The organism is Paenibacillus alvei DSM 29, from assembly GCF_000293805.1.
Classification (GTDB): Bacteria; Bacillota; Bacilli; order Paenibacillales; family Paenibacillaceae; genus Paenibacillus_B; species Paenibacillus_B alvei.
Genome location: NZ_AMBZ01000009.1, coordinates 243,720 through 265,947 on the forward strand (window position 1 = coordinate 243,720; position 22,228 = coordinate 265,947).

9 protein-coding genes and 1 pseudogene are annotated in these 22,228 nt (G+C 46.4%); 2 read left to right on the top strand and 8 right to left on the bottom strand.

From position 1 onward, the window contains the following. Nucleotides 1-27: 27 nt before the first annotated feature. The 6 genes and pseudogenes from PAV_RS36575 to PAV_RS25485 all read right to left on the bottom strand — a co-directional run. Nucleotides 28-2,034: pseudogene (locus tag PAV_RS36575) on the bottom strand (non-ribosomal peptide synthetase); the annotation flags it as partial. Further along, on the bottom strand, nucleotides 1,920-4,898 hold the full coding sequence (locus tag PAV_RS25465; protein WP_005550919.1) for a type I polyketide synthase: 2,979 nt from the start codon (nucleotides 4,896-4,898) through the stop codon (nucleotides 1,920-1,922). The pseudogene PAV_RS36575 and the gene PAV_RS25465, both read right to left, overlap by 115 nt. Nucleotides 4,899-4,918: 20 nt before the next feature. Further along, nucleotides 4,919-14,419, bottom strand: a complete 9,501-nt coding sequence (locus tag PAV_RS25470; protein ID WP_005550920.1) for a non-ribosomal peptide synthetase — start codon at nucleotides 14,417-14,419, stop codon at nucleotides 4,919-4,921. A gap of 230 nt (nucleotides 14,420-14,649) precedes the next feature. Further along, on the bottom strand, nucleotides 14,650-15,249 hold the full coding sequence (locus PAV_RS25475; RefSeq protein WP_081505829.1) for a class I SAM-dependent methyltransferase: 600 nt from the start codon (nucleotides 15,247-15,249) through the stop codon (nucleotides 14,650-14,652). A 106-nt stretch (nucleotides 15,250-15,355) separates the two neighbouring features. Next, entirely contained in the window at nucleotides 15,356-16,069 is a 714-nt protein-coding gene (locus PAV_RS25480) for an NAD(P)/FAD-dependent oxidoreductase (RefSeq protein WP_005550922.1), read from the bottom strand. A gap of 200 nt (nucleotides 16,070-16,269) precedes the next feature. Then, a complete protein-coding gene (locus PAV_RS25485) occupies nucleotides 16,270-16,677 on the bottom strand; it encodes an Rrf2 family transcriptional regulator (protein ID WP_005550923.1) in 408 nt (135 codons plus the stop codon). Between the two features lie 220 nt (nucleotides 16,678-16,897). On the opposite strand from PAV_RS25485, the gene PAV_RS25490 reads away from it, so the two are divergent. After that, the gene (locus tag PAV_RS25490; protein ID WP_005550924.1) at nucleotides 16,898-18,442 is read left to right on the top strand and encodes an FAD-dependent oxidoreductase; all 1,545 of its coding nucleotides are present in this window, start codon (nucleotides 16,898-16,900) and stop codon (nucleotides 18,440-18,442) included. Between the two features lie 96 nt (nucleotides 18,443-18,538). Here PAV_RS25490 and PAV_RS25495 read toward each other — a convergent pair whose 3' ends face one another. Together PAV_RS25495 and PAV_RS25500 are read right to left on the bottom strand one after the other, a co-directional pair. After that, the gene (locus PAV_RS25495; protein WP_005550925.1) at nucleotides 18,539-20,581 is read right to left on the bottom strand and encodes a M56 family metallopeptidase; all 2,043 of its coding nucleotides are present in this window, start codon (nucleotides 20,579-20,581) and stop codon (nucleotides 18,539-18,541) included. After that, complete coding sequence (locus tag PAV_RS25500; RefSeq protein ID WP_005550926.1) at nucleotides 20,574-20,960, bottom strand: BlaI/MecI/CopY family transcriptional regulator; 387 nt, start codon at nucleotides 20,958-20,960, stop codon at nucleotides 20,574-20,576. Before PAV_RS25500 ends, PAV_RS25495 begins: the two co-directional genes overlap by 8 nt. A gap of 289 nt (nucleotides 20,961-21,249) precedes the next feature. On the opposite strand from PAV_RS25500, the gene PAV_RS25505 reads away from it, so the two are divergent. After that, complete coding sequence (locus tag PAV_RS25505) at nucleotides 21,250-22,209, top strand: NADP-dependent oxidoreductase (RefSeq protein ID WP_005550927.1); 960 nt, start codon at nucleotides 21,250-21,252, stop codon at nucleotides 22,207-22,209. The last annotated feature ends 19 nt before the right edge of the window (nucleotides 22,210-22,228 follow it).

A 22,228-nucleotide genomic window follows, 5' to 3' on the forward strand; every position in this document is an offset into this window, starting at 1 on the left:
ATCAGTGACCCCCCAAATTTCCGCGACGGACATATCGAAGCCAACACCGACGGCAAAGCAAACGCGGTCAGTGGACGTTAATGCCGAAATGTCTTTATACCAGTGCATGAAGTTGACAACCGATGCATGCGGGATTATTGTCCCTTTAGGATTACCCGTTGAACCGGATGTATAAATGACATAAGCTGCGTCACTGCCAATGACTTTGTCGATCAGTGGACTCGCCTCTTTGTAACCATTCCGCGAAGCTAGAACGATCCCTTCATGTTCCATCTTGATTCTGGTCTCACAGCGTGATGCGATATGCTCATGCAGAGAACGACTCGTCAGTAAATTAGACGCCTTGGAATCTGCTAGGATATGAGCAATTCGTTCCACCGGCATCTCAGGATCAATGGGCAAGTACGCACCGCCCGCTTTAAGCGCGGCCAATTGGGCAATGACCAGTTCAGGCGAACGGTTGAGACATATTGCAGTAACCGTCCCCGGCCCGCTGCCCTGCTTGAGCAGGTAATGGGCCAGACGATCAGAGCGAGCCGCTAGCTCTATATAGGTTAGAATTTCGGCTCCGTTCTGAACGGCAATCCGGTCCGGTTCTGCCTCAGCTTGTGCGATCACCATCCGGTGAAGGGTTTCGCAAGGGGAGAATTCCTGCTCGGTCCTATTCCATACATTCAGCAGCAGATTACGCTCATCTTCCAGCAATATCGGCAAAGATTTGACAGGGGTGTCTGGATGGTCTGCAATACTGGAAAGCAGCATCAGAAAGTGCCTTATCATTTTCTTCACCGTTGCTTCTTCAAATAGACTTTGATTGTATGTAAAAGTTCCTTTCCAGCTCCCGCCCCTCTCAATCACTTCAAGAGTCAGATCGAAGAGAGTTGTCTCCGTATTTACGTGTAAAGGCTCGAATGTCAGGTCAGCTATTTCTACATCAATTACAGGCGTATTTTGAAGCGTGAACATGACCTGGAACAATGGCGAATAACCCAGGCTTCGCGTCCCAGCCACCTTCTCCACTACAAGCTCGAACGGAACGTCTTGATATGCATAGGCTTCCAACGCATGCTTGCGAACTTGGCGAAGCAGCTCGCGGAACGGCAAATTTGCAGTGATCTCAGAACGAATGACGAGCGTATTGACAAAAAAACCGATCATAGATTCCACATCTTTGTGGTTTCTGCCTGATATCGCGGTTCCAACGCAAATATCTTCCTCACCGGTATAGCGATGCAGCAGCGTCTGAAATGCTGCCATCAACAGCATAAAGGAAGTGGCCTTCTCCTCGGCTGCGAGTTGGAAAAGCCTTGTCGATAACTGCTGCGGAAGATCGAAGCTAAGCTTCTTTCCCGTATATTGCTGCCGTGCAGGGCGCGGGCGATCTGTCGGAAGCTGAAGCAGTTCCGGCGCTCCAGCCAGCTTTTGTATCCAATACGATAACTGTTCTTGAAGCGCGTTCTCGCAGTACCGTTCCCGCTGCCACTCCGCAAAGTCCGCATACTGCACGCGAAGGGCGGGCATGCGCTCCGCCTCTCCGCTAACGAAGGAAAGATAATACTCCAGCAGCTCCTTGCCAAATACATGGTGGGACCAACCATCAGTAATGATATGATGAAAGGAAATCAGCAGTACATGCTCCCTATCAGCAAGGCATAGAAGAATCGCCCTAAGCAGCGGTCCATGTGTGAGATCAAACGGCCTACTAATCAAGGACATATGCTGTTTCACCGCTTCATCCTGTTCGCTTGGCGGTACTTCCCGCAAGTCTTTCCGCTCCAGCGGCATATCCATGTCATCCAGCACGAGTTGATAAGGACTTCCGTCCTCCTCGTGAAATACGGTGCGCAGAACCTCGTGCCGTTTTACGAGTTCCTGCAGGCTTTTCTCGAATGCTTCGACCTGCAAATCTCCCCTCAGCCTCATGCCGTAAACCAAGTTATACGCCGTTGATTCCGGCTCCAGGGTAGAAAATAGCCATAGCCTCTGTTGGGCGTACGAAAGCCGATGCTTTTCTTTTTTTTGGCGAACCGGAATCTCATGCCTGTCAGAGGAAGGAGCGTGATCAGCTTTGACGTCCCCTTGAAGCATTTTTCTAGCATCGCCCGCTGCTTGTCCGATAACTGCGCTCTACGTTGTGCTAACGAATGCCGATTGGTCATGGGTTTTTCCTCTCCTTCCTCTTCTTCTTTTTCCAGCAGTTCGATATAGGCTAGTTCGATAATGTCTGCAAGCTCGGAAATGGTTTCAGCCGCATACAATTCCTGCACATTCAGCGAGATCGGGTACATCTCCCGAATTCGTGATATAACCTGCATTTTATTCAGAGAGTCAGCCCCAAGCTCATAGAATGGAGCATGTATGTCCAGCTCCGGCATGCCGAGAACCTCTTCGAAAAATACAATAAGCTTCTGCTCCACGTACTGACGCGGGCTCTCGTATTCTAGTGGAGCCGGGTATTCCGGTTCCTCCTGTCTTTCATTGCTTTTCGCGTTCGGGAAGGATGCGTCGAAGCCTCTCGAGTTTGGAATTTCATAGCGTTGTCTTTCAAATGGATAAGTTGGCAGCGGCATTCTTCTTCTCTTCTCTAACGCATAACGCGCCTGCCAATTCATTTCGTTGCCCGCTTCCCAAATTGCTGCCAAAGTGTCCGCCCAAGAATGACAGTCGTAGCAGCTTAAAGAATTTTCATCCCCGTTTGTGTAGGTGTGCAGTGGTGATCCGATCGCTATCGCTCTCCATCGCCCATCCTTGAGCGCTTCTGTAATTTCTGAACTTAGCGACCGTTCTCTGATTTTTGCCGTCAATTCCGATTCTTTATATAATGCGATATTCATCTCCGCATTCAAGGTTGGGATGCGGGGAGCAGCAAAGCGTATGCCATTGACTGTATTGGCGAACTTCTCGATGTCTCCGTTTTCTATAAAGTCTTGCCGGGCAAGCGTAAGCTTGAAGGCTTCTTCCAATGAACAACACCCAGCGATGCAGGCGGCCGCATACTCCCCTTCTTCTTTACCCCCAATTCGATCGGGCGTTTGCTCCATGTGATTCAATACTGAAGCAAGACTGTAAGAAGCCGCTACTGAGATCAGTAGTTTTATGCGTGAATTCAATTGCAGTGGATGATGCTGCTGATTAGCGTGGGCATCGTTTAAGAAGCCTTTAAATACGGCTTTCAATTCTAGTCCGCTGACAGACTCAGCTTTTTCAATTGCTTCATTTAATTCGCGGCAGAAGAGCGGTTCAGTTCTGTACAACTCTAGTAACCCGGAAAGGCTCTCCTCCAACCAAGGGAGAAGTATCCATACAGTCATTGGTTGTTCATCTGTGCTCCGAATCTTTTCCGAATCCGGTTTAAAGGCCAGCATGCGCTGTGCATCGGCGGCATTTCGGCAAACGACGGCTTTGCGGAACGGGTATGCTTTTCTGCCAACCTGCGTTGTATAAGTAATTTCTTCGAATGGTATAAAAGGGTTTCTAGTTAAATAGCCAGCCATCCTTTCGCAAGCTGCGGCAAGTGCCTTCTCCGATTTAGCGGATATAAGCAAGCTGTGCCAAGGCCGCAAGCAAGCATCGCTTTCTGTCAGGGGTGCTTCCTCCAGGACGACATGAGCGTTCGTTGACCCGATGCCGAAAGAGCTTACTCCCGCACGCCTAGGATATCTCGCATCTTCCCAGTCCCTCAGTTCCGTATTAACGTAGAACGGGCTTTCCGTAAAATCGATTTGCGGATTCGGTGCTTTAAAATGGAGGGAAGGTGGAATTTGGCGATGATGAAGGGCGAGCACCGTCTTGATGAATCCTGCCACTCCTGCGGCACAGTCGAGATGGCCGATATTCGTTTTAACGGAACCGATTGCGCAGTATCCGATTAAATCTGTCCACTGCCGATAAGCCATCGTTAATCCTTCGATTTCGATTGGATCTCCAACTATAGTAGCCGTGCCGTGGGCTTCGACATATGATATCGTCTCGGGATGGACATCGGCGATCGCCAAGGCTTCTGCAACTACGTCAGCCTGACCTTCCGGGCTAGGGGCAGTGAAACCTGCCTTAAGTGCACCGTCATTGTTAATCGCGGTACCGCGAATTACAGCATAGATGAAGTCCCCGTCTGCCGCGGCCTTTTCTAGACGCTTCAGTACTACGATCCCAACGCCGTTGCCGGGGACACTTCCCTGAGCCTCACTATCGAAAGCGCGGCAGATTCCATCAGGAGACAAAATCATGCCTTCCTGGTACTTGTATCCGGAATGATTGGGGAACGTAACGGTGCTTCCGCCTGCCAACGCAATGTCGCACTCCCCGCTCATAAGAGACTGACATGCCATATGTACAGCGACCAAAGAAGTGGAGCACGCTGTTTGTACGGTCACTGCAGGACCTTTTAAATCAAGCTTGTATGATACGCGACTTGTCAAGAAATCCTTATCATTGCTTGATACAATGGAGGTGATATCTCCCAATCCTTGATCGAGTCCGTAAGCAATAACATGGTTCAACAAGTAAGTGCTTAGCGAGCAGCCGCCATAGACCCCGATCCGTCCGGGATAGCCGTCGGAAATCCAGCCTGCATTCTCCAGTGCCTCATGCGCACATTCGAGAAACAGCCTTTGCTGGGGGTCGGTCCATTCCGCTTCACGGGGATTCATTCCGAAAAAAGCGGCATCAAACATGACCGGGTCATCCAACACCCCTTTTGCTTTAATATATTGGGAATCCTGTAGAACTTCTTCCCGAACCCCCGCTTGCAGCAGTTCCTCATCTGTATAGAAGCGAACTCCTAGATCGCCCTGGCTTAACAGTTTCCAATATGCGTCTACATCCTCAGCTCCGGGAAATCTCCCGGACATGCCGATGACAGCGATTCCTTGCTCCCATAATGTTTCATCTCGTAACAAGTGGTTCACCCCTATTTATTTTATGTTCTTGCTTTTCCTCTGAGATCTCTTTGCCTTTTCATCAGTGATTTGCGTGATTCCACCCTTTCTTCGACATCAGCAATCCGCTCTTTGCGAACGGACGGCTCGAACAGGCGGCTTGCCAATGATGCAATCGTGGGATGCATGAAAAAGTCGGTCAGCTTTATCTGGCTGTTTCGTTCCCTGCGGATTCTTTCAACTAATAGCGCAGCATGCAGTGAATGTCCCCCCAGCTCAAAGAAATTATCATTTCGTCCGACTTCCCGCACATCTAACACTTCCTTCCACATGTCAGCAAGAATTCGTTCTCCTTCATTGCGCGGCAGGGCATCTCGGGATACAGGAGATTTTGTTGCATTCGGAAGAGGCAGTGCATGCTTATTGACCTTCCCATTTGAGTTCATAGGAATGCTGTTTAACTGCACAAAAAAAGACGGGATCATATAGGCAGGAAGACGGCATCCTAAATATTCACGGAGATTAGATACAGGCAGCGGTTCTGGTTCTGCCGATTCATAATAGGCAATCAAATATGTGCTGTTGCCCGCCTCTTCCCCGTCTACGACTACCGCTGCACGGATTGATGGATGGTTGGACAATGCGGCAGCAATCTCGCCAGGTTCGACCCTATTCCCGCGAATTTTCACTTGATCGTCCAGGCGGCCCAAATATTCGATGGTTCCATCGTTGAGGTAACGGGCACGGTCTCCGGTACGATACATTTTTCCGTATCCATCATCGTGATCTCCATTAAGCTCTTGTACGAATCGTTCAGCCGTAAGCTTCCGATTGTTCATATAACCCCGTGCCAGGCCCTTACCTGCGATGTACAGTTCGCCTTCGATGCCGACGGGCTGAATCAGGCCGTGATCGTTCATAATATAAATTCTTGTATTGGCAATCGGCCGACCTATCGTAATGCGCGTATCATGAGTGAGTTCCTTGACGGTCGACCAGACGGTTGTTTCTGTCGGGCCGTACATATTGAACAAACGGGCGCTCGTTATCGTACGGACACGATGCAATAGCGTTTCTGTCAGCGCCTCTCCCCCAATTAGCATATAGCGCAGCGAACCCAGCGCTTCTGCCATGCGGGTATTATCAAGCAGCATCCTCAGCCGGGCAGGCGTCGTTTGAAGAAGCTCGATCCGATGATCCTGGCATAAATGAGCAAGTCGCTCAAGCTCCATTTGTTCCTCATGCGTTGCCATAACCACCGTACAACCTAGCATGAGCGGCAGCAGCGTTTCGAGTACGAAAATATCAAATGAGACAGTCGTCAAAGACAATACATTGTTTATCGTTTCGAGTGGTATTTCTTGAATGATGCCAACGAGCAAATTATGAACCGAACGATGCTCGACCATGACCCCTTTGGGCTTGCCCGTAGAGCCTGACGTATAAATGACATACGCGAGATCTGACGGGCTAACGGATGAACATGGGAATGCAAGGGAGTCTTCTTCGCATGACATAGGCAGCCGATCCAGCAATACGGTTAATTGTTTATCAGGAATCTTCGCCACATGTGCAGAATCCGTTACGACCACCCGACATCCGCTATCGTGTATGATGCTCGCAATCCGTTCTTCCGGAAGAAGCGGGTCAAGCGGAAGATATGCGGCTCCAGCTTTGCCTACACCCAACAAGCTTGCCACTAGCAATATCGAGCGATCGGCAAGCACTGCAACGACTTCATTTCGAGAAACGCCTTGTGATCGAATTGCATGTGCCAACTGTGCAGCTTTTCGGTTCAGCGCCTCGTAGCTCATCTGCTCTCCATTGCAAATAAGCGCGATTTGATCAGGCGTTCTTGCTGCCTGCCTTTCGAAAAGGCCGTGGATAGTCTGTTCGTCCTGAATAGCTACCTGCTTTCCAGCAAACCTAGCGCAAAGTCTTTTTTGCTCTTCGTCGTTCATCAGGCCCATGCTTCTTACTTCCATGTCAGGATTGGAAATGGCCTGCCGCAGCAGCTCAATATAGCAGCTTATCCACCGATCTGCAGTTTCCTTAGCGAACAGCGCCGAAGCATATTCCATATTTCCATGTAAGCCGTTATCGGTTTCGGTTATCGACAAAGTCACATCAAACTTAGCCGCCGAGTAATCAAAATGGTGCTGCCGCAGGCTGGCCCCATCCAAAGCGAGCTCCGCATTCTCCATGTTCTGCAATATGAACATGGCATCGAATATCGGATTGCGGCTCAACTCCCGAGGCGGAGCAACTCGCTGTACAAGTTCCTCAAAGGGATAATCTTGATGTTCCAGCGCACCAAGCACGGACTGCTTGACAACCTGCAAATAGCCAGCGAATGATTGATTGGCGCTTGGGGACATCCGCAGCGCCAACGTGTTCACGAACATGCCTACCATCCTTGCCGTGTCTGCTTGGCTTCGGCCTGCTACTGGCGTTCCGACGATAACTTCTTCCTGATTGCTCAGTTTTGACAACAGTAATCCATAAATTGACACTAACACCATATAGATTGTCGTATTTGTTTGTCTTGCCAGACGCTTTACATTCCTTGTCATTTCCTCATCCAGAAAGAAGTTTACGCATCCTCCCGAATAGCTGCGCAATGCCGGCCGAGGAAAATCAGTCGGCAAGTTCAACACTGGGATCTCCCCGGTGAACTGCTTCATCCAAAATTGTTCCTGCTGCTTTATGGTCTCCGTGCGCAAACTAGTTTGCTGCCATGCCGCATATTCTTTATATTGCAGCTGTAGCGGCAACAGTGTGTTGCCCGCGTACAATTGAGTTAGTTCTTCGGTTATCACTGCGACAGAAGTACCGTCGGATATAATATGATGCATGTCCAGGAGAAGGAGATGACGTTCCGGCTCAAGCTTTACAAGAGCTGCGCGCAGCAGTGGAGCCTGTCCTAAATCAAATGGCCGGATAAAGGAACGGATGAGTTCCTCTGTGTTTTCTCCAATCAGCTCCTTACAAGCAAGCTCAAACTCTGTGTTCGCATGAATTCGTTGAACGGGCTTGCCATCCACGATATGGAAAGAGGTGCGAAGCGGCTCATGTCTCGCGATGAGAGCCTGCAACGCTGCTTCCAGACGCTCTCTGTCAATAAGCCCTATAACTTCCAATGCGGTCGGCATATTATAATTCAACTCTCCGCCCTCCAACTGCTGGAGAACGTACAACCGTTTCTGCGCTGAAGATACGGAATAATAATTTCTCCTCCCGATCCTCGGGATCGTGTCGTAGTCGGCATGTTTCCGATGCTTAATCGTTTCAGCCATTTGTTCGATCGTCGGGTACTGAAACACGTCTCGCAGCGGCAATTGGACGCGCATCTCTTTGTGCAATTTGCTAACTAAAGTGCTTGCCCGCAGGGAATGGCCTCCTATTTCGAAAAAGTTGTCCTTTACGCCGATGCGATTCCCAGGCAACCCGAGCACATCTTGCCAGATGCGCGCAAGCTGCATTTCCGTTTCTGTCCGCGGCGCTACATGTTCCTCGTCATGCCGCAAGCTTACTGTCAAATCATCCAGTGCTCTCCGGTCTACCTTTCCGTTTGTCGTCAATGGCATTTTCGCAACCTGCGAGAAATAAGACGGAATCATGTATGCCGGCAATTTATCCGACAATGCGACTCTCAGCTCTTTGCCCGTTAATTCCCTGTCCGCCACTACATAGGCGCAAAGCTGTTGTGCACCGCTTTCATCAGATTGCGCAATGACGAATGCCTCTCTTACCGAATCGATTGTTAATAACTGGGCTTCAACTTCTCCCAGTTCGATGCGGAAGCCACGGATTTTGACCTGATCATCCATTCGTCCAACATACTCTATCGTCCCGTCAGGCATCCATTTCCCCAGATCTCCCGTTCGATACATCCGATTCCCATTCGAAAATGGATGATCCACGAACTTTTCGATCGTTAAGTCAGGACGATTCAAGTAACCGCGTGCGATCCCGTCTCCGGCAATACATATTTCCCCCGTCATGCCGATAGGCTGTAATCCGTTGCGCTCATTGACGATATAAATGGACGTATTGCTGATCGGTTTTCCGATTGGAACGCTTATGGCATTATCATCCACTTCATTGATATCATGGTAAGTCGCGAATACGGTTGCTTCTGTCGGACCGTATATATTTTTAATAATTCCGGGACCGAGACAGTTCAGCGCTTTGCGTACGTGAGATACGGAAGCGCGCTCGCCTCCGACTAGAATTGATTTCACATGGCGCAGGCATTCCAGGTTTGTGTCGACGAGAAGATGAAATAGCGCAGTTGTAATTACCATTCTCGTAATCTGCTGCCGCTCAATCCGTTCTGCAAGTTGTTCGATATTCAATACCGACTCTTGCGGGATAAGAATGAGTCTGGCTCCGTTCAATAACGTCCCGAAAATATCGAATATCGATCCGTCAAATGAAAAGCTGGAAAGCTGCAATATACGATCCTCTTCGGAAATTTCGAGAAATTTCGATGCATGCACAAAATGCACTACATTTCGATTGGTTGTTAGAATGCCTTTCGGTTTTCCCGTCGTTCCTGACGTGTAGATCACATATGCCAAATGACATAGAGTGGAAACTGGTTCTAAATTTGTCATGTCTTTGCTATATAGATGCGGATCGTCCAACGCCACGATTTTGCATTGCACATGGATTGAATCAAGCAACCGGCGATGTCCCACTATGATTTGAGCTCCCGAATCCTCCAGCATGAAGTGAACTCGCTCCTGCGGATAATCCGGATCGATTGGCAGGTAAGCGCCTCCTGCCTTCAGAATGGCCAGGATGCTTATAATCATCTCGATCGAACGTTCGACCATGATCCCTACTCGTGCATCCGGCACGACACCAGCCGATTGCAGCGTTCGCGCCAGACTATTCGCTTTTTCATTCAGTTCTCGGTAGGTGAGCCGCATGCCTTCGAACTCGACCGCCACAGAATTCGGTGTTTTCTCTGCTTGTTCCTCGAAAAGCTGATGTATCGTCCTCTCTCTGGCATATTCCATCTCTGTACTATTGAAGTTGCTCAAAATTAACGCAGATTCTTCGGGAGTTAACATCTGCAGCGAGGCCAAATCTGCCTTCGGATGATTGATTACCTGGCTGACAAGCTGCTTGAAATGCCCTGCCATGCGTTTTATGGTTTCCTGCTTGTATAAAGCTGTCGCATATTCAATGCTGCACGCAAGCCGGCCTTCTTCCTCCGAAGCCTGGAAGGTCAAGTCGAATTTTGAAACCGGCCGCAAACTTGGCTGCGGCTTCAAGCGCAACCCGAGAATATTCACTTCAGCTTCTTCCGTGTTTTGCAATACAAACATCGTGTCGAATATTGGATTACGGCTCTTATCCGGCGCCACAAGAACCTTTTCTACGAGTTCCGCAAAAGGATAGCTTTGATTCTCCAAGGCTCCCAATGTCGTTTCCTTTATTTCTTCCAAGTAAGTCAGGAATGTTTTGTCCCCGCTCGGATGACTGCGAATGGCTAGCGTATTGACAAACATACCTATGAGCGGTTGTAAGTCTTCGTGCGTCCTGCCGGCAATCGGGGTGCCAACCACAATGTCCTCTTGCCCTGTATATTTGTGAAGCATGATCACATAGACAGTGAACAATACCATGAACAGTGTTGTTCCGGTTTCGGATGACAATCGTACGAGTGCCCTGCTCGTTTCAGCATCCAACTCAAATTGATGCGTATCTCCCTCGAAACTTCGCACGGCAGGTCTTGCATAGTCAGTCGGCATTTCCAATACTGGCAATTGTCCTTCCAGCACGCTTAACCAGTATGCTTCCTGAAGTTTCGCTTCTTCCTGCTGTGCTTCGGACATTTGCCATGCCGCGTAGTCTTTGAACTGAATGCGTAAAGGCATCAGTTCCTCTCCGCCGTACAAGCGGGAAAATTCATCGATCAGAATCGCGGTCGAGACGCCGTCAGAGATAATGTGATGCATATCGAAAAGAAACAGATGCCGATCGTCCTTCAATTCAGCCAAGCCTACCCGCATAAGCGGAGGTTTACTTAAGTCAAACGTCCGGATAAAGGCATTTTCAATTTCCGCCGCTTCTTCCTCGCCAGCATGCATATATTCGATTTCGAAATGGATCTCATCATGTACGCACTGCATAGGTTCGCCGTCAACCAGCTCGAATCCGGTTCGCAGCGTTTCATGTCGCGCAATCAGATCTCGAAACGCCTTCTCAAATTGTTTTCGACACAATGATCCCAAAATCAACACACTGCCGGACATGTTATAGCTTTGATCTGCTCCCTCAAGCTGATGAAGGGTATAAAGCCTTTTCTGGGCAGATGAGATCGCGTAATATTCTCTTTTTTCCGTTACGGGAATAGGTTTGTGCGTCCGCTGCTCCAATTCGCTTATCGCCTGGGCCATTGCCTTAATCGTAGGGAACCGGAATACGTCACGCAGCGGGAGATTGACTTGCAATTCTTTATTAATTCTGCTGACCAGCATTGTTGCGCGCAAAGAATGTCCACCAATATCAAAGAAATTCTGCTTAACGCCGATCTGTTCAACTCCCAACATTTCTTTCCACATGTCTACAAGTCTGATTTCCAATGGAGTCTCCGCCACTTCGTGTTCCTCTTCGACAGGCTCGATAGCTTTCGGCGTTGGAAGTGCATTTCGATTTATTTTGCCGTTGAATGTCAAAGGCAGGCGGTCAAGACGCAGGAAGCGCGCAGGAATCATATAGGTCGGCAATGTTTTCTTTAAGAAACACCGAAGTTCTTTCATATCTAATGAGCACTCGGAAACAACGTAAGCAATAAGATAGTTTTCCCCGCTGCTGTCCATTCGGTCGATTACGACTGCTTGATGAACTCCTGGAAATGCTAGCATTGCTGCCTCGATTTCTCCAAGTTCGATGCGAAAGCCGCGGATTTTAACTTGAAAATCGATGCGTCCGATGAGATCAACATTGCCGTCAACCATCCACTGCGCCAGATCGCCCGTGCGATACAGTCGTTCACCTGGAACGAACGGGCTTGGTACGAACTTTTCCTCACTAATGTCCGGGAGATTCAAATATCCTCTGGCCACTCCCGGGCCGCCGATGCACAGTTCGCCCGGCATTCCTATCGGAACGGGATTGAGCTGCCGATCTACAATATAGAATCGTGCATTCATCCAAGCTTTGCCGATCGGTACGCTTCCCGTCTTCGGCAATAGATCCAGCGGCTCGTCATAGTAACTTGAATCGATTGCCGCCTCCGTCACCCCATAGCTGTTAATAATCCGGAATTGGGAGCCGTAGCGCTCCTGCAATGTCCGGTAATCATTAACACTGCAGCTATCGGAGCTGACGATCAGCAGGCGCATGGAGCTCATATTGAAATCGTGCTCGTATGCGTAATTCATGAACGGGATGATGAGTGCGGGCGTAGATTCGAATATCGTAATTTCAAATTTCTGAATCCAGCCATTTAGCCGAGACGGATCGACCCGGTCTTCTGCCGGGCAAATGATCATCGTCCCGCCATTATAAAGCGTTCGTGCTATGTCTCCGACGAACACGTCAAAAGAAAAGCTCGCAAGCTGAAGGAGCTTTACAGGGAATTGGTCAAGACCGTATTCTCGTCGATTGGCCTCGGCTGTATTCGTAAGGGCCGAATGCTCGATCATGACGCCTTTCGGGCGTCCGGTCGTGCCTGATGTATAAATCACGTAAGCCAGATCAGATGGATTGTTCAGATTAGGCAAGTTCGCATTGTCTCCGTTATTAATCGTTTCGTCGTCCATGCAGAGTACGGTTCGCAGGGACGGCAGTTCCCCAAGAACTGGAGAACGCTGCAGGAAATGCGACTGCGTCAGCAATAATGTCGCCCCGCTATCAACAATCATGAATTGAATGCGTTCCTCAGGATAATCGGCATCGATCGGAACATACGCACCTCCCGCTTTCCATACAGCCAAAACGCCAATGAGCATATCGACGGAACGATCGGCCAATATTCCAACAATTGATGCTCTGCCTATACCGTGGGCTTGCAATGTTCTTGCCAACTGATTTCCCTTCTCATTCAACTCCTTGTAGGTAAGCTTTTTGTCTATGCAGATGACGGCCTCATGGTCGGGATTCTGCTTGGCTTGTTCTTCAAAAGCTTGATGCAATAAGCGCTCCGGGCAATGCGGCAGAAAATGAGGATTAAACTCCGTCAACAATCTGCTCAGCTCCCTTTCCCCGACTATCGACAACTCGCGCACAGTTTGTTGGGGGTTTGAAAGTATCTGATCCGCAATAATAAGCAATTGCTCCATAATTCTCTCAATTTCGTGTTCTTTAAATAATTGAATCCGATAGTCTGCATGCAGGCTCATCTGTTGTAAATCTAAGAAATCCTCGATATGTACAAAAAAGTCATTCGTCTCATGGCCGCAAAATCTAGCGTTCAGTTGAACAGAGATATCGCCATATTGCGTCCAACGAATTGGCGTGTAGTTCAAGGACACGCGAAACAGGTCTTGCATATCTCTTTTCGCATCTCGATCCCGCAAATCTTGGATGAGGTGGTTGTATGGGTATTTTTGATGACGGAAATAGGCTTGCTGCTCTTTGAATACAAGATGGAGTAAGGATTCCAGTGTTTGATCGGGGTCAAACGACAATCGGGTGGCAACCGTGCTTACAAACATTCCTAAGGCTTCTTTCTCGTTCCTGCTTGTACGGTTTGCAAACACGGTACCGACGGGAACATCGACATTTCCCGTATGTTTGTACAGCAGCAGATACATGGAGGTCAGAAAAAAAACAAAGGCACTAATATTGCTTGCTTCGCTAAATGCTCGCAATCGACAGTATTGTTCATCGGTGAGGGTGACGCTGATCCTTTTTGCGTCTGTTAATGGTTCATCAGGGGAAGAATGTTTCAATCCAGTGACTTCCGGCAATGTTTCGAACTTTTTCATCCAGTAACATTTATCTTTTCGATAACGTTCCGACTTCATATAATCTTGGTCGGCATGGATGTACTCCATATATGTGCCTTTTGGAACAGGGAGCGGATTTATCCCGCTTTTTAATGCCGTATAATTATTCATGATGAACTTGCATAATTGATACATGGACACGCCGTCCGCAATGATATGGTTGACTTTCAAGTTAAACCAATATTCTTCATCATTGATTTTCATAATGGCAATCTTATACTTGTCGATTTCGAACATGCTGATCGGGGAGCTGCAAAATCGTTGCATCCATTTTTCGGCTTCCGTGCGGCTCGCCATTTCCAAATAATCGATTGAGGGATGAATATTGGACTCATCTTCAAACCATTGCATGGGTTGATTATGCTGTTCGGTTATGCGAATCCGAAATGCATCGTGATCTTTGATGAGCTTTTGAACAGCCTGCATAAGAAGGGATACATCAATAGCTCCCCTCATTACCATCGTTCCGGCCATCATGCTTAATGTTGTATTCGGATATAAAAGCTCCGTGTACCATATTCTTCGTTGCGCCTGGGTTAAAGGAAATAGTTTTTTATCCATGGTGGGTGCCATCAGTCCTCCTGATTGTTTCGTTTTCCTATCATAAGTAATAGTAGGTTAAGCGAATTCGGAGTTTGTCTTGGCAAAAGGCAGAGGTACTATAATCGCCCTACTTTGTAAAATAGTAGCACCCATAGATTTCGTTTACAATATAATCCTTGGAATTTTAACACAATTGATTTATTTTGAAATGTAGAGTAAACCCAATTAAAAGTAATGCATCTCTCCAAAATGCTAAATTATTATAGCCTCAGCACGAATTGAATAACATGGGCTAATCCAGTGTGTCCTTTCCCTTCTACCCGTTCCTGCTCTCCGTAAAAGAAATGCAGCACTTTTAATCCCCTAGACCAAGCGAGGATATCCGTAGGCTCGTAAAGCATGTCAATATCGGAAGGTCCGCCTGTTCGATAATGGATCTGCTCCTTCGAGTAGACCTCAATCATGATCATGCCGCCAGGCTTTACAGCCTGCTTAAGCTTATTCAGAACTACAAGCTGATCACTATGATGAAAATGACCAAATACCATGATCGCCGCATCATATTCTTTTTGAGGGACATCTTCTGTAAGAAGGTTCATCTGCTTGGTATGCACATGGACATTGTGCTTTAGAGCCAGCTTCTGCGTTTTAGCCAGACCTTTCTCTGAGTAATCAACGGCCGTCACTTCATGTCCCGCTCGCGCTAAATAGACTGCATTTCTCCCCTCACCCTCCGCAAAAGCAATGATGCGTTTGTGGCTGTCTAATCGGTACGCCTGCTCTCGTATAAATGCATTTGGCTCTTCCCCATAATAATATTCTGTTGAATCATATCGCTCATTCCATGGCATGTTCATCATAACCCCTCCTATAAAAATTACATATTTTTCGAAGATACTTTATTGATATCTGATATCGTATTCTGTTCAAAATCTTCTTCCGATAGATCTTGATTTACACGCATTGCTATCCGACTTCCATCGGCCGCGGCAAAGACAACTTGGGAAGGTGAAGAGGAGACCGCATCCCCAGATGCGTAAAACCGGGTATCGTAGTTTTTCCCAATCCTTCTGTCATGATCCCGCCAGATGTTGATAATTCGCAGCCCAATTGCTCTGCAAACGATGTACTCTGTATAAACTTAGGAGTAACAAATCCGCCCGACCTCGATATTTCCGTTCCATCCTCGAATCGAATGTGTTCCAGCAAGCCGTCTGTTCCGATGAACGACGCGATTCTCTGCTCCATAATTTTTATTCCTTTTGTGTACAGTTGAAGCTTCTGATCCGTTGATAGGACTGAATGTCCATTCGTACAGACGACGATATCCCTACTCCATTGATAAAGCAATTTGGCTATATGGAATCCGGAAGCATGCTCAGAAACAATGACAAGCGGTTGATCACGCAGTTCCCAGCCATCGCAATATACGCAATTGAATAAACTTCGTCCATACAGTGGAGCAAAACCGTCAATTTCCGGAAATATTTCCTTTACCCCGGTCGCCAGTATTAATTTTCTGGCTTGAATCCGTTTTCCGGATGCATCTTGCACCTCGAAGTTTGATTCATTTGATTCAATTTTGCTAACCGAAACTGCTTCGCTTTTCAGCAGACTGACAGATGGATATCTCTGCAGCTCGCCATGTGCAATGCGCCGAAATTCAGGAATCGTAATCATAAATCATGATGCTCATCTCCTTATTTGAGATATTACGGACTAATTATATCTATGATACTAATAAAAAATATTTTTGCGATGTAGACAAAACAGGTAAAGCGCCAAAGCATCTCTCCCTAATTGCAATACCAAATCCGTTGGTATTATTACGAATACAAGTTAAATCTATCTCTAAATGAATAAACACTCTCCTAACGGCTTTACGAGTGTTTATTCTTGTTTACTTGTTGAGCAATATCCACCAATTTCTTATTCTTGAGATGATTTTCCATTTTCGCTTCTGCTTCCTTCATTACGGCCTGGATTAAACATTCATCGCCATGAACGAAATTACATTCGAATAAGGAGGCAGTCCCTTCAATGGCATGGATAATATCCAAAAATGTGAGCTCGTCTCGATTACGAGTCAAGCGATAACCGCCATTCGCTCCTGAAATCGATTCAATCATGCCGGCTTTCACAAGCCTTGTTAATATTTTGGACAGGTAAGTTGGAGACACGCCCTGGGTTTCGGCCAATTGTTGTACACCTACCGGTTTTACGGGGGAAGCCTCAATCAGTGTGAGCATGGTGTGCAGTGCATAATTTGTTGCCTTTGTGAATTTCATGAATATACCCTCTTTAATTACAGACTTATTTTGTCTATGATATCTATAAATTGAGGAGATGTCAATGTTAACTACCTAGGGATTGAATTATTCCCTCCTAAATTTCATTCTACCTTTGCACCGTGCTTTTCGAATGTACAATTTTAATCTTACACGGGATTAAATACGTTTTCATAAGGAAATGAATAGACAAAGATAAGCAATCAAGGAGGATCGCTCCATGTTTAATGACCACTCGTCTAATCAAGAACTGCCCCAGTTTCCAGAATCCTATTGGCGGGACTCTGTGAAGATCACCTCCTTCCCAAAACTTGCGGAACATAAGGAAGCCGATGTTGTTGTAGTTGGAGGCGGAATTTCCGGCATTACAACAGCCTATCTCTTGGCGAGGGAAGGACTTCAAGTTGTGCTTGTGGAAGCAGGGCAGCTGCTGAATGGCACGACCGGACATACGACCGCGAAAATAACGGCACAACATGATCTCATTTATGATGAGTTTATTCAACATTTCGGTCAAGAGCAGGCACGATTGTATTACCAAGCCAATGACGAAGCGTTGCAATTTATAAGGCACACAGTTAAGGAACATGGTATTCAATGCGATTTTCGTGAGCGGGATGCTTATATCTACACGAATTCAGATGAATATGTAACGAAGCTTGAACAAGAGCTGGCTGCGTATGACAAACTGGGAATTACCGGAGAACTGGTCACCCATTTCGATCTTCCTGTACCGATGAAAAGGGCTCTCGTTATGCGCAAGCAAGCCCAATTTCACCCGCTCAAGTATGTGGACAAGCTGATCCAGTTGTTCATTCAATTCGGCGGTGTGATCCATGAACAGACTACGGTAGACACTGTGGAGAAGGCTGAGACACCTACTGTCATCACTAGGGACGGTTTCAGGCTGACCTGTAAGCATGTCGTATCATGCTCTCACTTCCCGTTTTATGATGGAATGGGATTTTATTTTGCAAGAATGCATGCTGAACGCTCCTATGTCATTGGGATTCCAAGCAAGACCGACCATTGGGGTGGTATGTATATTAGTGCAGAGAATCCGAAGCGGTCTATCCGTACTGCCTCACTGGATACTGGAGAGAACCTGATACTTATAGGCGGTGAAAGTCATAAAACAGGACAGGGCATCTGCACGATCAAGCATTATGAAGAACTGCAAGCCTTTGCTCAATCCGTATTTGGTGCAACTGAAATATCATACCGATGGTCAGCTCAGGATTTAATAACGCTGGATAAAATGCCGTATGTCGGACAAATTTCATCCACATCCCCTAATATCTATGTAGCAACCGGTTATCGAAAATGGGGCATGACTAATAGTACTGCTGCTGCGCTTCTGCTTCGAGATTTGATATTGGGAAAAGAAAACACATATCGGGAATTGTATACGCCCTCTAGGTTCCATGCTGATCCGGATGTGAAGACCTTCTTTGCTCAAAATGCCGACGTAGCCAAACATCTGATCAGCGGCAAACTTGAAACAGTTCACAACAAACCCGAGGATGTCCCAAATGGTGAGGGCGCCGTCGTTACTGTTGATGGGAAAAGAGCTGGAGCTTATCGAGATGAACAGGGTACGCTTCATATTGTGGATACGACGTGCACCCATATGGGATGTGAGCTAGAGTGGAATCACGGTGAACGGAGCTGGGATTGTCCATGCCACGGATCTAGGTTTTCTATTGACGGTGAGGTAATGGAGGGGCCAGCGAAAAAACCATTGAATAAGATAGTAGAATCCTGAATATTAACGATTCAGGATTCCTTCAATGCACGAATACAATACTTGTTAAACTCAACTATCTCGTAATTCGAATACAGTAAATCAGAACTGACTGCTTCATTTCGTATAGTCGTTAATCATCCATATTTGACCGTTCTCGTTGTACGCTATCCCAAATATACGTTTCCCATCTTTTATAAATTCAGCAGAACCAGGAGCCTTTGGATTTCTCTTCATCTCAAACTCATATAAATCATAACCCAGCAATTCTGGAACAACAGGGAAAGCTGCTGTCATTAACTCTTCATCTGAGATGTTAAGCAGCCTCTTATTGCGTTGCTCGATAGCTTTGGGGTCAACTGGGTACCGCGATAATGAAGAATCATAGATTTGACGAATCTTATAGGTTTTCGGATCAAAGCTAACACCGCCGTCAGTGCCATAAGACAAATACACGGTATTGTAGCTGTCAGAGAAAAGTTTAGATGCAGCAGTGAGCTGATCAACTTTTCTTCCCCGCAGAACAGCAAGCATATATTGACCTTTTTTATTTTCATCTTCCGAAATTTGATCAGGGCCCACATCATAAGACGTAGTAATTTTGTCATTCAAAAAGAGCACTTCAACTCGTTGATCGTGCTGATTTTGTAGCAATCTCGTTTGAACTGTAAATTCATTCGTGTTTGGATCATTAAAAATGGTACGACTTATTTTAAAATTAGGATTTCCTTTGTATCCATTCTCTTGAAGTGCTTGTGCAGCCTTCGTTAGTATTTCAGGGCCAACGGCCTCAGGTGTAAGATTTAAACCTAACTCAACTCTGCTAAGCTTGCCGGTTTGCGAACTTACCCATATGTAGCGATGACCGGGACCGTCGCTTGGTGAGCTTTTGAATTCTAGGAACAAATCCTTCGTTCCTTCTGCGGGCATGATCTTTTTGAGCGCAAGCGGCTTGCCAAGTTGCTGCATGACATCACTAACCGTTTGCTTCACTGTATTTCGGATTTTTTCATTCACCTGGTTAAATAATAGCTCGTTTGCATACAGCTCTAGAATTTCGGATTTCTTCGCCCCTGGTTCTTCCTCCGCTGCATTCGTCAAGGCAACACAGGAAAAAATAGTAATAATCGCAATACCGAGCACGGTCCATTTATACGAGCCTCGTTTGAATAAAGCAATCATGTTGATTCTCCTTTTAATGAGGGATTTGTCGCTTGTAAAACTCGTCGCAACGACAGGTCGAAAGCGGCCTGCCATATTCGCTTCCACCAGCTTGACAATGGTGTATCCATATTGCTTGACCTCATCCGCCTCCAAATTGGAAATGACGCGATCGTCACAAGACAATTCCTGATCTTCCCTCATTTTCTTAGATGCGTACCATAGAATCGGGTTGAACCAATTTAGAATAAGTAGAATGGTAAATAACCAGTTCGTGATAATATCCTTTCTTATGTAATGAACAAGCTCATGAAGCAGGATATGTCTTAGTTCATCACTGCTGAATTGCGCAAAGTACTTGCCTGGCAGCAAAATTTTTGGTCGTAAAATCCCATACAGTGTAGGACTGTTCACTCCATTCGATACTAGAAGCGGCAGTGTTCTCTTTATTTTCAAATCTCCATGGCATTGCTGAAGTACGCGCAAGCTGTCTTCATCGGATACGGCATGGGCTTCTTTCATCATCCTGCGCGAAAATTTGTGATTCGAGAGAAGCACATAGATCGTGATTGCCAATACACCGATTAACCAGCCAAGTGACAATGCAGATTGAATGAATGTAGGGTTTTCGTCATCTGTGACGTTTGACTCATTCGTGTCATACATGCTTTTTTCCTGAATGCTGCTGGATCCGTCCATGCCGGCTGTACGTTCCGCTAATAATCTTGTCATATCATCTTCAACTGCCGAGAAAGGAAACGCAATTGGTTTATCTGCAATTGAAAATAAATTGTACAAGCTGATCGAGCTTTCAGGTACCCAAGGCAGCAGCATCCTGGCAAGCAGTACAAACCAGAGCAAGTACTGCCACTTTATCGGTAGACGATCCTTCCATACAATCCTCACAAACAAGATAAGAATGGCAATGATTGAGGCCATTAAGGAAGTCTTGGCAATCCAATCGAAGATCGTAGTTAACCATGTAAAAAAGCTATTCATTTCTGCGCTGCCCCTCATCAAGTATTTTCTTAAGCTCCTCTACCTCTTCCGTGGATAGCTTCTCTTGCTTCAGGAAATTAACGAACATTGGCTTCAAGGAACCGCCATATAGACGCTGCAAGAAGGAATTGCTTTCTGCCCTGACGCACTCTTCTTCACTAACTAATGGATAATATTGATAGGTCTTCCCTTCCTGTTCATATCCGAGTGCATTTTTTTTAAGCAATCTGTTAATAAGCGATTTTATGGTGGCTGGCTTCCAGTCCGTGTTTTCACCAAGTTTTTCGATGACTTCATTTGCCGTTGCCTTGGCAGTCGCACTCCAGAAGACCTTCATCACTTCCCACTCAGCCTCTGAGATTCGCGGAATCTCTTTCATTTCTACATCCCTCTCTCTGTTGATTACATATGTAATTGATATCTCGCATAATGATTACATATGTAATCATTAAATGTCAAATTTTATTTTCCGCAGCGCACCTATCTGCCTGCATTCACGAAATATCACAATCAATAAGGCACGTAATATATGTTATGTAAACTAATGATGTACTCTTTATATTAGTATAAAATATATCCGTTAAGGGCTATTTTGGATTTTCATCATACAAGAAGCTATACTAGAATAAAATGACCTACGGCAATAAATATAGAAGGAGAGTTTTATTATGATAGGGATCGGTATTGAAAATTATGGAGATGAATCGGCGCTTAAAGTGGTTCATGTTCCGACAGAACCATTAGGATCTAACGACCTACTCATTTCAATAAAAGCTAGTGGGGTAAACCCTGTAGACTGGAAAGTACGGGAAGGACATTTGAAAGAAAGCTTTCCATATAAATTCCCTCTAATCTTGGGGTGGGATGCGGCAGGTAAAATAGCAGCTTGCGGAACGGATGTAAAAGACTTTCAAGTGGGAGACAATGTTTTCTTCCGTCCAGAAATGGAGAAACAAGGCACGTACGCGGATGAAATTGTTGTTCCTGCAAATCTTGTTGCTCCAATGCCTCGTGATTTGACGTATGTCGAAGCAGCATCACTCCCGCTCGTGGGCCTGACGGTATGGCAGGCTCTAGTAGAAGTGGGAAATGTTCAAGCTGGCGATAGCGTTCTTATTTTAGCGGGCAGTGGTGGAATTGGTTCATTTGCCATTCAATTGGCAAAAGCGCTTGGGGCTCATGTGACAACGACAACAAGCGCTAAAAACATTGATTTTGTAAAAGAATTAGGCGCAGATAAAGTGATTGCATACGATCAGGAAAGCATTCGAGATTCAGAAATAGAATTTGATTTTATGCTCGATACACTCGGGGGTTCTTCATTCGAGGAAGCATTAACCTGTATGAAGCTTCAATCAACGGTGGCTACAATATTCGGCGGGCCCAATGAAGTTCGGCCTGATTCCACGAAAAAAATAGAGGTGGAGCGTCAACTGAACGTTGAATATGTGTTCACGCGTCCGGATGGGGAAAACATGAATCATATTCGAGAACTGGTCGAATTTCAAAAAGTTAGACCGATTATAGGGGAAGTCTATCCCATGACGGTCGATGGAGTAAGAAGAGCTCATCTTTCCAATCAAACAGGCCGCACACGAGGTAAGATCGTTCTAAGCAGAGAAGATTGAACTTATAAATTGCGCAAAC

What these genes read in the sequence shown, in the direction of transcription:
- PAV_RS25500 (WP_005550926.1), bottom strand. Translation starts at nt 20,960, where the DNA reads ATGAAAGAGATTCCGCGAATCTCAGAGGCTGAGTGGGAAGTGATGAAG.
- PAV_RS25475 (WP_081505829.1), bottom strand. Translation starts at nt 15,249, where the DNA reads ATGATGAACATGCCATGGAATGAGCGATATGATTCAACAGAATATTAT.
- PAV_RS25470 (WP_005550920.1), bottom strand. Translation starts at nt 14,419, where the DNA reads ATGGCACCCACCATGGATAAAAAACTATTTCCTTTAACCCAGGCGCAA.
- PAV_RS25505 (WP_005550927.1), top strand. Translation starts at nt 21,250, where the DNA reads ATGATAGGGATCGGTATTGAAAATTATGGAGATGAATCGGCGCTTAAA.
- PAV_RS25495 (WP_005550925.1), bottom strand. Translation starts at nt 20,581, where the DNA reads ATGAATAGCTTTTTTACATGGTTAACTACGATCTTCGATTGGATTGCC.
- PAV_RS25485 (WP_005550923.1), bottom strand. Translation starts at nt 16,677, where the DNA reads ATGAAATTCACAAAGGCAACAAATTATGCACTGCACACCATGCTCACA.
- PAV_RS25480 (WP_005550922.1), bottom strand. Translation starts at nt 16,069, where the DNA reads ATGATTACGATTCCTGAATTTCGGCGCATTGCACATGGCGAGCTGCAG.
- PAV_RS25490 (WP_005550924.1), top strand. Translation starts at nt 16,898, where the DNA reads ATGTTTAATGACCACTCGTCTAATCAAGAACTGCCCCAGTTTCCAGAA.